This window comes from Burkholderia pyrrocinia, from assembly GCF_001028665.1.
Lineage (GTDB): Bacteria > Pseudomonadota > Gammaproteobacteria > Burkholderiales > Burkholderiaceae > Burkholderia > Burkholderia pyrrocinia.
In genome coordinates this window covers 224258-236500 of sequence record NZ_CP011504.1, presented here as the reverse complement: position 1 = coordinate 236500, position 12243 = coordinate 224258, and the positions used below count along the sequence as shown (strand labels likewise).

At 70.0% G+C, this 12243-nt stretch carries 12 protein-coding genes; 4 read left to right on the top strand and 8 right to left on the bottom strand.

What is annotated here, in order from left to right:
• Positions 1-26: 26 nt before the first annotated feature.
• The gene (locus ABD05_RS17400; RefSeq protein WP_047901424.1) at positions 27-734 is read right to left on the bottom strand and encodes a class I SAM-dependent methyltransferase; all 708 of its coding nucleotides are present in this window, start codon (positions 732-734) and stop codon (positions 27-29) included.
• A 304-nt stretch (positions 735-1038) separates the two neighbouring features.
• On the opposite strand from ABD05_RS17400, the gene ABD05_RS17395 reads away from it, so the two are divergent.
• Positions 1039-2691 carry a DUF3459 domain-containing protein gene (locus tag ABD05_RS17395; protein ID WP_047903614.1) on the top strand — a complete coding sequence of 551 codons (1653 nt, stop codon included), beginning with the start codon at positions 1039-1041 and terminating at the stop codon, positions 2689-2691.
• A gap of 82 nt (positions 2692-2773) precedes the next feature.
• Here ABD05_RS17395 and ABD05_RS17390 read toward each other — a convergent pair whose 3' ends face one another.
• From ABD05_RS17390 to ABD05_RS17370, 5 genes are all read right to left on the bottom strand, one after another.
• The gene (locus ABD05_RS17390) at positions 2774-3358 is read right to left on the bottom strand and encodes a thiamine phosphate synthase (protein WP_047903613.1); all 585 of its coding nucleotides are present in this window, start codon (positions 3356-3358) and stop codon (positions 2774-2776) included.
• Between the two features lie 28 nt (positions 3359-3386).
• Positions 3387-4730 (bottom strand): hemolysin family protein, encoded by a 1344-nt coding sequence (locus tag ABD05_RS17385; RefSeq protein ID WP_047901423.1) that lies wholly within the window; start codon positions 4728-4730, stop codon positions 3387-3389.
• 76 nt (positions 4731-4806) lie between these two features.
• The gene (locus tag ABD05_RS17380; protein ID WP_047901422.1) at positions 4807-5586 is read right to left on the bottom strand and encodes a sensor histidine kinase; all 780 of its coding nucleotides are present in this window, start codon (positions 5584-5586) and stop codon (positions 4807-4809) included.
• A 67-nt stretch (positions 5587-5653) separates the two neighbouring features.
• Entirely contained in the window at positions 5654-6577 is a 924-nt protein-coding gene (locus ABD05_RS17375) for a DMT family transporter (RefSeq protein WP_047901421.1), read from the bottom strand.
• 40 nt (positions 6578-6617) lie between these two features.
• On the bottom strand, positions 6618-7475 hold the full coding sequence (locus ABD05_RS17370) for a LysR family transcriptional regulator (protein ID WP_034185176.1): 858 nt from the start codon (positions 7473-7475) through the stop codon (positions 6618-6620).
• A gap of 109 nt (positions 7476-7584) precedes the next feature.
• On the opposite strand from ABD05_RS17370, the gene ABD05_RS17365 reads away from it, so the two are divergent.
• From ABD05_RS17365 to ABD05_RS17355, 3 genes are all read left to right on the top strand, one after another.
• A complete protein-coding gene (locus tag ABD05_RS17365) occupies positions 7585-7968 on the top strand; it encodes a tautomerase family protein (RefSeq protein WP_047901420.1) in 384 nt (127 codons plus the stop codon).
• A gap of 126 nt (positions 7969-8094) precedes the next feature.
• Positions 8095-9729, top strand: coding sequence for a CHAD domain-containing protein (locus ABD05_RS17360; protein ID WP_047901419.1), 1635 nt, complete (start codon positions 8095-8097; stop codon positions 9727-9729).
• A gap of 48 nt (positions 9730-9777) precedes the next feature.
• Positions 9778-10614 carry a TOBE domain-containing protein gene (locus tag ABD05_RS17355; RefSeq protein WP_047901418.1) on the top strand — a complete coding sequence of 279 codons (837 nt, stop codon included), beginning with the start codon at positions 9778-9780 and terminating at the stop codon, positions 10612-10614.
• Between the two features lie 181 nt (positions 10615-10795).
• Here ABD05_RS17355 and ABD05_RS17350 read toward each other — a convergent pair whose 3' ends face one another.
• Entirely contained in the window at positions 10796-11497 is a 702-nt protein-coding gene (locus ABD05_RS17350) for a sulfate/molybdate ABC transporter ATP-binding protein (RefSeq protein WP_047901417.1), read from the bottom strand.
• Positions 11498-11561: 64 nt separating this feature from the next.
• Positions 11562-12239 (bottom strand): molybdate ABC transporter permease subunit, encoded by a 678-nt coding sequence (gene modB, locus ABD05_RS17345; protein WP_047901416.1) that lies wholly within the window; start codon positions 12237-12239, stop codon positions 11562-11564.
• Between the last annotated feature and the right edge of the window lie 4 nt (positions 12240-12243).

The window sequence follows — 12243 nt, the reverse complement described above, 5'->3', positions numbered from 1 at the left end:
CCGCCGTTTCGAGCCGCTTCGATCCGTTATGCGCGCCGCACCGCGATCCATGCGCCCCAGAACAGGCTTGCGAAAAAGCGCAGCGGCATATCGAAGCCCGCATCGCGCAGCAGGTCGAACACGGCTTCCTCGGACGCGGGCGGATCGGCGCCTTGCAGTATCTTCGCGAGTTGCGCGCGTACGGCGTCGGGCGTCGCGCCCTTCATGCGCCAGCGTTGCTGCCACGCGTCGAGCAGGCGAGGGTGGTCCGCGTAGCGGCGATGATTGCCGGCGAGCACGAGCGGCGCGCCGGGCTTCAGGCGCCGCGCGATCGCATGCAGCAGCGCCGCCTTCGCATCGTCGCCCGGGACATGATGCAGCACGCCGATCAGCGTCGCGCCGTCGAACGCGGGCGCGTCGGGCAGCGCATCGACGTTGTCCTCGACGAACGTCGTGCGCGCGCCGAAGCCCGCGGCTTCGACGTTCGTGCGCGCGAGCGCGAGCATCGGCGCGGACGGGTCGACGGCCGTGAACCGCCAGCCCGGTTCGAGCGCGGCCGTCACGCAGATTTCCTGCCCCGTGCCGCCCGCGCCCGCGACGAGTATCCGCGCATCGGGCACGCCGATCGCCGACGCGAGCATGCACGCGGTGAGTTCGTGGCAGGCATCGTAGCCGGCGAGCGCGATGCGCGATTGCTCGGCGTATTCGTGTGCGCGTGCCGGATCGAATTTCGCGGCGCTGGCGGGAAGCGACATGGCGGGTTCCTCTGGTTGGGCGCGGACGACGTGTCCGCGAGCATCGCGCAGAGCGTAAGCGGGCGTGGTCGACGCAACAAGGCGAGCGGTCATTCCGGTATGCCGACTACCCGACTCGGCAAGCGTCGGGTTGCCGATTTTCCGGGGGTCGATTCGCATTAAAAAATGTCTGACCACGATGCATCGCGGTGGCGAATCCGGCGCATACTCGTTCCTCTCCCCCCGCCTGGCCGTCGCATGCCGGGCCCCGATGCGCCGCACCACTGGCGCGGCCATGCCGCTCGGCACGCACGAGGAGCGCATGATGTCCGATTGTCCGCACGATCCGTACGCGCAGCACTACATTCATTGTTTGCCGTTTGGCGCGCAGCCCTGTGGCGCGTTGTGCACGACGCCGCGCACGCATTTTCGCGTGTGGGCGCCGGGCAGCACGCAGGTCCAGCTCGAACTCGATACCGGCTTCGGCCCGACGCTTGTCCCGATGACGGCCGCCGGCCCGAACTGGTTCGAAGTCTTTGCCGATTGCGGCGCAGGCGAGCGTTACCGGTATCGCCTCGACGATGCCGTGTCGATTCCCGATCCCGCATCGCGCTCGCAACCGGAAGGGCTCAACGGCCCGAGCGAGGTCGTCGATCCGCGCGCATTCACGTGGCGCAACACGTTCTGGCGCGGGCGCCCGTGGGAAGACATCGCGCTCTACGCGATTCGCCCGCATGCCGTTGGCGGCTTCGAAGGCGTGCGCCGCCGCCTGCCGCAACTCGCGCGCCTCGGCGTGACCGCGGTGGAACTGCTCGCATCGCCGCACGACAGCCTGCCGTTCGCGCCGCTTGCGGCTGAAGGCGGCCCCGACGCGCTGAAGGCGCTGATCGACGACGCGCACGGCTACGGTCTCGCGGTGCTGCTGGAACTCGACTACGCGCGCTTCGGCAGCGGTACCGAAGCGCTGCGTCACTACGCGGCGCCGTTCTTCCATACGCGCGACGATCCGCTGCAGGTGCCGCCGCTGGCGCTCGATCATCCGGAAGTCTGCGATTTCTTCTGCGACAACGCGCTGTACTGGATCGACGAATACCGTTGCGACGGGCTGCGCCTGCGCGAAGCCGACCGGATCGGCGTATCGTGGCTGCGCGAGATCGCGGACCGCGTGCGCGCGGCCGTGCCGGCCGACCGGTTCATCCATCTCGTGCTCGGCAGCGAGCGGCATCCGGCGCATCTCGCCGATACCCATTTCGATGCGCAATGGAACGGTTGCGGCGAACGCGCGCTGCACCGGCTGACGGGGCGCGACACGTCGGCCCACGAAGGTATTTCCACGCACCAGTCGATCCACACGCTCGCGCGCGCGCTGACCGCGGCCGGCGCGGCGTTCCAGCCGGCCGCGTCGGGAGAAGGCATGGCTGCCGAAACCGGGCTGTCGTTGACGTCGCTGGTGTTGTCCGATGGCGCGTGGCGCGACTGCGGCCAGGGTGGCAGCGGGCAAGAGGCCGGCCTGGCCGGGCTTGCGCTGTCGCTGCTCACGCCGCAGATCCCGCTGATCTTCGACGAAACCGCGCGCGACGCCGATCGTGCGCATTTCGTGCAGTCGGCGCTCGCGGTGCGCGCGAAGCTGATCGCGCCGCGCTTGTCCGATTGCCGGCCGCAGGACGCGCATGCGCTGAAGGCGAACGGCGACGGCGATGCCGACGCGCTGCTCGCGTCATGGCGCCTTGCCGACGACGAGACGCTGACGATTGCGTTGAACCTGTCGCCCGATGCGGTGCCGTTCGATGCGCCGAGAGGGCAGGTCGTGTTCGAGACGCCGGCGCGCGCGCGCGACCGGGTCGATGAAGGGGAATTGCCGCCGTATTCGCTCGTCGCGTGGCTGACGGGCGACGTCAACCGGTACGCGCTCACACACGACGTGCGTCGTATCGACGACGGCTCGTGGCGTGGAGCGCGACCGAACCTGAACGCGTGAAGCACGCCTGAGCGCGTGAACGCGTGACTTTCCGAGCGGCCGGGCGCTTCCGCGCCCGGCTGCACTGCCGGAACGCCCCGAATTACCAGAACCCGCGAATGCCTGCGATGCCGTACGCGCCGTGACGGCGCGCATCGTCGAGGTGTGCGCGCGTCATTCCGCCGAGCGCGTAGACGGGCATCGCGGCTTGTGCGGCCAGCGCGTCGAATCGGCTCCAGCCGAGCGCCGGCGCACCGGGGTGGCTGAGCGTCGGCAGCACGGGCGACAGCGTGACGAAATCCGCGCCGGCGCGCGCGGCCAGCAGCAGGTCGTCTTGCGTGTGGCAGGCGGCGGACACCCATCGTCCGGCCGGCAACGGCCGCTGCGCGGCGGCGCGCAACGCGGTGCCGTCGAGATGCCAGCCGGCGCCGTCGAGCCGCATCACACCGGCCGCATCGATCGGGCCGTTCAGCATCAGGTGCGCGCCGGCGGCATCGCAGCGCGCGAGCGCCGCGGCGGCGAGCCGCGCGAACGCGGCCGCATCGAGCGATTTCACGCGCAGTTGCACGAGCGTCTCGCCGCGCGCGAGCACGGCCGACAGCCGGTCGAGAAACGCGTCGCAATCGGCCGCCGACGCGGACACCGGTTCCGGCGTGATCACGCAGCAGCGCGGCAGCGTCGCGTTCATCGTGTGCGGCGACGACAACGAGCGGCCGTCATTCGTCGGCCTCCTTCGCGATCTTCGGGTAGACGCGCACCAGCACGATGCGCGGCCCGTTCATCTTCTTCACGACGACGTCGAAGCGGTCGAACGACACGCGCTGCCCTTCGGTCGGCAGGTCGCTGAGCGCCTGGATCACGAGGCCGCCGACCGATTCCGCGCGGCCTTCGTCGATGTCGATGCCGAGCGCCTGCTCGAGCGACACGACGGGCAGGCTGCCCTTGCCCATCAGCGTGCCGTCGTCGAGGCGGCTCCAGTCGGCATCGCCCTGGCGGAACTCGTCGTGGATCTGGCCGACCAGCGCGCCGAGCAGGTTGTCGAGCGTCAGGAAGCCGATCGGCTTCTCGCCCTTGTTGCCGACCAGCGCGAAGTGCGGCGCGCCCTTGCGGAAGCGGCGGAACAGGTCGAGCGCCGGGGTGTCGGGCCTCACGTACTGCACCGGGCGCACGTAGTCGGACAGGTCTTCCAGCGCAGCACCGGCGTGACGCGCGAGCAGCAGGTCCTTCAGGTGGATCAGCCCGCTCACCTGTTCGCGCGACGCGTCCTCGAACAGCGGATAGCGGCTGAAGCGGTGCCGCGCGACGATCTCCATGTTGTCGGGCAGCGGCAGGTCGCGCCGCAGGCCGATCATTTCATGGGCCGGCCGCATCAGGTCCGACACGGTCATCGACGAAAAATCGAGCGAATGCGCGAGCGTGTTCCACTCGTCGTTGCTGTACGTGCCGCGCGCCGGCTGTGCCGGGTTGCCGGCCGTGCTGCGGCGGCTGCGCAGGATCAGCTTCAGCTCGTCGGTCGAATAGTGCGCGTCCCCGCCATGGTCGGCCGACAGCCCCGCGAGCCGCAGCACCGCGTTGGCGCTGTTGTTGAGCACCCAGATCGCCGGATACATCGCCCAATAGAACGCATAGAGCGGCAGCGCGACCCACAGGCCGACCTTCTCGGACTGGCGGATCGCCATCGATTTCGGCGCAAGCTCGCCGACGACGATGTGCAGGAACGAGATCAGCGAGAACGCGAACACGAGCGAGATCAGGTGCACGACGCGTTCGGACTGCACACCGATCAGGTCGAGCAGCGGGCCGATCAGTTCCGCGAAGGCAGGTTCCCCGACCCAGCCGAGGCCGAGCGACGCGAGCGTGATGCCGAGCTGGCACGCGGAAAGATACGCGTCGAGCCGGCCGTGCACGACGCCGAGGATGCGCCCGCGCAGGCCGTGCTTGCGGGCAAGGGTCTTGACGCGCGTCGCGCGCAGTTTGACGAGGCCGAATTCGGCCGCAACGAAGAACCCGTTCAGGGCCACCAGGAACAACGCGCCGATGAGCGCGAAGATCTGTAACAAAGAATCGCTCCGGTTATGACAGGCCCATCAGTATAGGGCCTGAAATGAATTTGTAATGTCTCGGGCGGCCGATTGCTTACACCGGCGCCTCGCACGGAACGGTGAACGTGATGGCGGCGGTCGCGCCGTCGGCGAACGCGGTATGCGAGAACGTGCCGCCGTGCGCGAGCGCAACGCGCTGGCACAGCGCGAGCGCCCAGGCGATCCGCTTCGCGTCGCGCTCGCGCAGCATCTCGCGCCGCGCGAACGATTCGAACGCATGCAGTTGCGCCGGATCGGCGAGCGCGTCGGCGCTGACGGTGCAGGAGGCGCGCGCGGCGAACTGCGCACCGTCGCGCGTGCAGGCGAACGTCACGCGGCTGCCGGCGGCGCTGGCCTCGACGGCCGCCGTCAGCAGGGTCCAGAGCGCCTGCGCGATGCGTTCGCGGTCGGCCGACAGCGACGGCTCGCCGTCCGGCAGCGTCGCGTCGAGCGCGACCTGCCGTGCGTCGGCGAGTGCGAAACGGACCAGCGCGATCGTGTCGTCGAGCAGCGCGCGCAGCGCAAACGGCCGCGGCGCGATCGCGAGCGTGCGCGTTTCGGCACGCGGCGCGTCGAGCACGTCGTCGATCAGCGTCACCTGCTGGTCGATGCCCGTGCGGATGCCCGCGAGCGCGCGCTGCAGGTTCGGATCGGCATTGGCGAGCTGGCGCTCGAGCACGTATGCCCAGCTATGCATCGCATTCAGCGGGCTGCGCAGGTCGTGCGACGCGGTGGAGAGCGCCTGGTCGCGCAGGAACAGCGCCGCCTGGGTGGCGTAGTGCGCTGCGCGTTCGCGCAGCAGGTCGGCGGCGGGATCGACGGAAGTGGACGTCACGGAGCAGGCCTGTCGGAAGCGGTTGGCGTGGCAGTCACGCGAACCGCCATTATAGGGACGGTGCGTGTCACGCCGGCAGCGCGTCCTCGTCCTTTTTCCGTGCGTCGCCATTCGGCAGCAACTGGCACGCGAGCAGGCCGGCCAGCATCAGCGCGCAGCCGACGAGCGCGCGCAGCGTCAGCGTTTCGCCGAGCGCGGCCCAGCCGGCGATCGCCGCGAACACGCCTTCCATGCTGAAGATCACGGCCGCGTGCGCGGGCGCCGCGTCGCGTTGCGCGACGACCTGCAGCGTATAGCCGACACCGACCGACAGCAGCCCGCCGTACAGCAGCGTCGGCAGCGCGCCGCGCAGCATTGCGACGCTGACCGGCTCGACGGCGAGACCGACCGCGAGGCACGCCACGCCGCAGACCACAAACTGCAGGAACGCGAGCACGAGCGGATCGTGGCGTTTCGCGAGATGGCCGACGGCCATCACGTGCGCGGCGATGATGACGGCGCCCGCGAGCTGGAACCAGTCGCCGTAGAGCACCGAGAAATGCTCGTCGATGCTGAGGAAATACAGGCCGATCGCCGCGAGCAGCGCGCCGAACCACGTGCCCGCGCCGATCCGGTGGCGCGCGAACACGCCCATCAGCGGCACGATCACGACGTACAGCGAGCTGATGAAGCCCGCGTTCGCAACCCGCGTGTACTGCAGGCCGAACTGCTGCAGCGAGATCGACACGGCGAGCAGCCCGCCGAGCGCGAGGCCCGGCAGCAGCAGCGCCGGCGCGCGGCGGATCGCCGCGAGTTGCGCGCGCGACGCCGTGTTCAGCATCAGCAGCGGAACCAGTACGAGCGCGCCGAGCAGGAAGCGCAGCCCCGTGAACAGGAACGGCCCGATCACGTCGAGGCTCAGTCGCTGCGCGACGAACGCCGAGCCCCAGATCGCGGCGGCGGCGAGCATCAGCAGGTTGGCGCGGAGGTGCTTGCGGGCTTCGGGCTTCATCGGATTCTTCTGGAGATTGCGGGCGGCGAAACCCGATAGTTTACGCCGAGATTGCAAGGCTGTCGGCAAACCTGCGCAGCGCGGCGGCTGCACGGGCGTCGCGCACGCGCGAATACAGCACGACCTGCGACTGCGGCAGCGGCGGCAGCCCGAATTTCGCGCCGACGTCGACCAGCGTGCGCGGCGCGACACGCCGCGCGAGCGGACAGACGGCGAGCCCCGCCGCCGCGGCCGCCGTGACCGCCGCGACACCGCCGCCGGTGAAGCGCTCGCGCCACGGCCGCCCCGCATGATCGAGCGCGCGCAGTGCGGCGGCTCGCACGCCGCACGGGCCGGCCAGCACCGCGAGCGGCAGCGGCTCGCCCGCGCGCGGTGCCCAGTCGGGCGCGGCGAGCCAGGCCAGCGGTTCGGCAAACAGCAGCGTGCCGTCGTCGCGCGGCGGGTCTTCGCCGGGCTCGTGCCGCACGATCGCCGCGTCGAGCCTGCGTTCGTCGTATTGCGCGAGCAGGCCCGCCGACATCCCGAGATGCATTTCCAGCGACAGCCCCGGATCCTGCCGATGCAGGCTCGTGAGCACGGCCGGCAGGTCGGGCACCGCGACGTGCTCGCTGACGCCGAGTGACAGGCGGTGCGTGCCGGCCGAGATCGCGCCGAGCGCGTGGTCGTGCGCGTCGAGCAGCGCCCGGGCGGCCGGCAGGAAGTTCTCGCCGTCGGCGGCGAGCTTGACCACGCGCGGCGTGCGCGCGAGCAGCGGCTTGCCGAGGTGCGCCTCCAGCCGCTTCAGCTTCAGGCTGACGGCCGATTGCGTGGTGCCGAGCGCGTCGGCGGCGCGCGTGAAGCTGGCGAGATCGGCGACCAGCACGAACGCGCGTACGGCATCGAGATCGAGTACTTTCATTTCAAATGAAAATGAATGAAATATTCATTGATGACTGTTAATTATAGATCGGCAAGCCTAACCTGACGCTGCGTTTCCGTTCTTCAACGTCACCGACAGGAGCAGGACCATGCCATTCACCCGTATCGCAGTGCGCGAAGGCAAACCGGCCGCATACCGCGCGGCGCTCGTCGACGGCGTGCATCGCGCGCTGATGCACACGTTCAACGTGCCCGAGGACGACATCTTCATGGTCGTCACCGAGCATGCGGCCGAGAACTTCGTGTTCGGCCGCCATTACCTCGACATCGAACGCAGCGACGATCTCGTGATGATCCAGATCACCGCGAACAACACGCGCACGCTCGAGCAGAAGCGGGCGCTGTACCGGACGATCGCGGAGAACCTCGCGCAGCAGCCCGGCGTGCGGCAACAGGACGTATTCATCAGTCTTGTCGAGGTGCTGAAGGAGGACTGGTCGTTCGGCAACGGCATCGCGCAATACGCCGTTTGATGTGTGGCAGGGCGACGGGGCCGGATCGTCGCCAGCACGCTTTTGCGGCGTGTACTATGGAAGTTGCTTCACGGGCGACGCCGGCGCGGACGATGCGCCGGCGATTCTTCATGTGCGGGAGCCTCCATGTCGCGTGTGCTGGAAATCGTGTTGTCGCTGTCGCTGGAAGGTTGGCCGGTCAAGGCTGCGAGTCGCGCCCGCGGCGCGCAGCGCGATTTCGGCGCCGAACTCGTGCGTGCGTGGCGGATCTGCCCGCAGGTCCGGATGAGGCGAGGCCAGGAGCGCGTGACGATCGAGCCGTGCCAGGTCGAGGAGGCCGAACCGAGCCCCGGCGCAAGCTGGTGGACCTGGGTCGAGTCGAATGCGCATGGCACGCGGGTCGTCGCGTCCCGCACGAAGGCGTTCGCGCCCGGCGTCACGCAGCGCGAACTGTTCGACGCGGAGCATGAGGGCATCGTCGTCGCGATGCCGCTACCCGGACCCGCGACGGCCGTCGCGGCCAGTGCCGACGCGCCGACCGGCGAAGTCGATGGCGTCGCACCGGAATCCACGGAGCCCCCGGCCGCCGGTGCGTCGCCGGAATCGTCGGCGCTGCGCCTCGTCAGCGAACGGCGGCGCGGGCGGTGGGCCGACGACAGCGGCGTCGTGGTCGAGATGACGCTCGACGACGTCATTGTGTACGGCGGCGGCGAGCCGCCGCGCCGCTGCGTCGAGCTGCGTCTCGCCGCGCCCGACTGGGAAACCTTGGCCGCACGCACGGCCGCGCTGCACGCGCTGTTTGCTGCGGCGCGCGAACTGAGCGGCGCGTGGCCGGCATTCGTGCAACTGACCAGCGTGATCGACCGCACCTGTGCGGGCGAGCCGGTTGCCGCCGGGCCGGTCAAGGCGCAGCTCGTCGACCTGACCGGCATCCGCACGCAGCGCGCCGCGCTGTTCGCGCTGTCCGGCGACATCACCGCGCAATGGCTCGGCAACGAGGGCGGCGTGCTCGAGCGCGACGATCCCGAATTCGTGCACCAGATGCGCGTCGCGCTGCGCCGCCTGCGCACGCTGATGCGCTTCTTTCCGCTCTTTGCCGATCGCCAATGGCGGGACACGCTCGGTGTCGACCTGCGCTGGCTCGCCGCGCTGCTCGGCACGGTGCGCGACTGGGACGTGTTCTCGACCGAAAGCCTGCCCGCGCTGATCGCGGCCGACGGTGGCGGTGCGGACTGGAACGGCACGCTCGATGCGGCGCGTGCGCAGTCCATGGCCGCGCGCGTCGAGCTGCGGCATGCGCTGCATTCGGCCCGCTATGCGCGGCTGACGCTCGGCTGGCTCGAATGGCTGGGCGCGCTCGCGCTGCCGCCAGCCGAAGGCGGCGACGCACCGTCGCTGCGGCGCCACGCGACGAAGCGTGTGCGGCGGCTGTTCGGCCATCTGTACGCATCGCCGTCGCTCACGTCGCTCGATACGGCTGCGCGCCACCAGGTGCGGATCGACGCGAAGCGGCTGCGCTATGCGCTCGAATTCTTCGCGTCGCTGGCGTCGCGCCGCACGCGCAACGAGACGATCAAGACGCTCGCGCGCGTGCAGAGCGTGCTCGGCGAATCGAACGACACGATGGTCGCGCTGCAACATCTCGAGCAACTGGCGGCGCCGCCGTACCAGCTCGGTTTTGTGCGCGGCTATGGCGCGGCGCTCGAACAGCGCGCGGCGCGCGATGCCGAGACGCTGCTGGCCAGCCTGCGTCCGCCGAAGCTCGACGGCAAGCCGCGCTGAGCGGTGCGCGCTGACTATAATGCCCGCCCGTTTCCCGCATCCATACCCATGACCGACGCACCGCATGCTTCCCCGTCCTCCGAGCCGCTCGAACTGGGCGGCGAGCTGTGGCTGCGCGCGGGCGAACAGACGCTCGGCGGCGCCACGCGCATCGCGCTGCTCGCGGCAATCGGCGACACCGGTTCGATCACGCGTGCGGCGAAGGCCGTCGGCCTCAGCTACAAGGCTGCATGGGATGCGGTCGACACGATGAACAATCTCGCCGGCGAACCGCTCGTCGCGCGGTCGACGGGCGGCAAGGGCGGCGGCGGCACGACGCTGACGCCGCGCGCGACGTCGCTGATCGCCGCGTTCCGCACGATCGAGCGCGAGCATCGCCGCTTCATCGAGGCCGCGAGCGCGGTCGTTGCCGGGTTCGACGTCGACTGGGCGCTGATTGGCCGGATCGGGATGAAGACCAGCGCGCGCAACCAGTTGTTCGGCAAGGTCGCGTCGATCGTGCGCGGCACTGTCAACGACGAAGTGACGCTCGCGCTGCCCGGCGGGCAGCCGGTCGTCGCGGTGCTGACGCACGAAAGCGTCGATGCGCTCGGCCTGCAGGAAGGTGCGGACGCCTGCGCGCTGGTGAAGGCGTCGTGGGTCGTGCTGGCGGTCGACGATGGCGGGCCTGAGCTGAAGGTGTCCGCGCGGAACCGGCTGCGCGGCAGCGTCGAATCCGTCACGGCGGGCGCGGTGAACAGCGAAGTGACGCTGGCGCTCGACGGCGGCGGGACGCTGACGGCTGTCGTCACCAACGAAAGCGTCGATGCGCTGCGGCTCGACGCCGGCCGGCGCGCAATCGCGCTGTTCAAGGCATCGAGCGTGATTCTCGCGGTGACGGGCTGACAGCGCAGGCAGCGCAGCGCGCGGGCGTGCGGCGGCGATCGTGTGACGGACGGGGCGAAGCCGGCGCCGGACGTCGTCTGCACGGCGCCGGCTTCGTTTCCGTTTTCAGCATATGCCGCGACGTGCGGCTTCTCTCAGGCTCCAACGTGGCTGCCAGCGCCACGGCCTCGGCCTCGCGCGTTCACGTGACGCGCGTCGGCAACTCGGCGTGCGGCGGGGGCGCCTGCACGCGTCCTTCGCTCAATTGCACGACCTGGTCGCCGAACGCGGCGACGTCGTCGGGGTCGTGCGAGATCAGCACCATCGGGATGTCGAGCCGTGCCTGCAGTTCGGCGAGCTCGTGGCGCATGCGCTGGCGCATGGCGCCGTCGAGCGCCGCGAACGGTTCGTCGAGCAGCAGGATTCGCGGTTGCGCAACCAGCGCACGAGCGAGCGCGACGCGCTGCTTCTGCCCGCCCGACAGTTGCGCCGGATACTGCCCGGCGAGCCCTTCGAGGTCGAACGCGTGCAGCCAGTACGCGACTTCGGGCGGCACCGTCTTCGCGCGCGGGTTGCGCAGCCCCGACGTGAGCCCGAACGCGATGTTCTGGCGCACGTTCAGATGCGGAAACAGCGCGTAGTCCTGGAACAGGTACGCGACGCGGCGTTCACGGGTCGGCACGTCGATGCGGCGCGCGGCGTCGAACAGCGGCTCGCCGTTCAGCGCGATCGTGCCTTCGTCGGGCGACAGCAGGCCGGCGATCGCCTGCAGCGTCATGCTCTTGCCCGCGCCGGACGGCCCGAACAGCACGACGCGTTGCGTCGCTGCCGTGAACGACACGTCGAGCGTGAAGCGGCGCTCGGCGTTCGCGTAGGTCTTGCGGATGTCGACGACGAGGCTCATGCGGACCTCCGCCGAAGCAATCCGGCTGCGGAGCAAGACAGCCTGTACGGACGAGACAGGCGCTTCATGTCAGCTGGCTCCGCGAGGCGCGCGCCGGCACGAGCCAGCCGGCCGAGAGCAGCACGAGCACGCAGGTGATCGACGTCACCAGCACGAGAAAGTTGGCCGTGCTGTCGTCGCCGGCCTGCACGGCCGCGTAGATCGCGACCGACAGCGTCTGCGTGCGGCCGGGCAGGTTGCCCGCGATCATCAGTGTCGCGCCGAACTCGCCGAGCGCGCGTGCGAACGCGAGCAGCGCGCCCGCGAGGATCCCGCGCGTGGCGAGCGGCAGCGTCACGCGGAAGAACACCGCGGCTTCGCCGAGCCCGAGCGTGCGCGCGGCGCGTTCGAGATGCGGATCGACGCCTTCGAACGCCGCACGCGCCGACTTCAGGATCAGCGGAAACGCGACGATCATCGACGCGATCACCGCGCCTTGCCACGTGAAGACGAGTTCGATGCCGAGCTTGTCGAGCCACGCGCCGAACACGCCGCGCCGGCCGAGCAGTACGAGCAGGTAATAGCCGAGCACGGTCGGCGGTAGCACGAGCGGCAGCGTCAGCAGCGAATCGACGACGTCGCGCAGCGGCGAGCGCCAGCGCGCGAGCACGAACGCGGCCGCGACGCCGAGCACGATGTCGAGCGCGGTCGCCCAGCCGGCGACCTTCAGCGACAGCAGCAGCGGTACCCAGGCGTCTTGCATCGCG

Bases quoted from the DNA above. Each gene is read 5' to 3' on its own strand.
- ABD05_RS17370 (WP_034185176.1), bottom strand. From the start codon at position 7,475: ATGAAAGTACTCGATCTCGATGCCGTACGCGCGTTCGTGCTGGTCGCC.
- ABD05_RS17395 (WP_047903614.1), top strand. From the start codon at position 1,039: ATGTCCGATTGTCCGCACGATCCGTACGCGCAGCACTACATTCATTGT.
- ABD05_RS17360 (WP_047901419.1), top strand. From the start codon at position 8,095: ATGTCGCGTGTGCTGGAAATCGTGTTGTCGCTGTCGCTGGAAGGTTGG.
- ABD05_RS17390 (WP_047903613.1), bottom strand. From the start codon at position 3,358: ATGAACGCGACGCTGCCGCGCTGCTGCGTGATCACGCCGGAACCGGTG.
- ABD05_RS17365 (WP_047901420.1), top strand. From the start codon at position 7,585: ATGCCATTCACCCGTATCGCAGTGCGCGAAGGCAAACCGGCCGCATAC.
- ABD05_RS17355 (WP_047901418.1), top strand. From the start codon at position 9,778: ATGACCGACGCACCGCATGCTTCCCCGTCCTCCGAGCCGCTCGAACTG.
- ABD05_RS17375 (WP_047901421.1), bottom strand. From the start codon at position 6,577: ATGAAGCCCGAAGCCCGCAAGCACCTCCGCGCCAACCTGCTGATGCTC.
- ABD05_RS17350 (WP_047901417.1), bottom strand. From the start codon at position 11,497: ATGAGCCTCGTCGTCGACATCCGCAAGACCTACGCGAACGCCGAGCGC.
- modB (WP_047901416.1), bottom strand. From the start codon at position 12,239: ATGCAAGACGCCTGGGTACCGCTGCTGCTGTCGCTGAAGGTCGCCGGC.
- ABD05_RS17400 (WP_047901424.1), bottom strand. From the start codon at position 734: ATGTCGCTTCCCGCCAGCGCCGCGAAATTCGATCCGGCACGCGCACAC.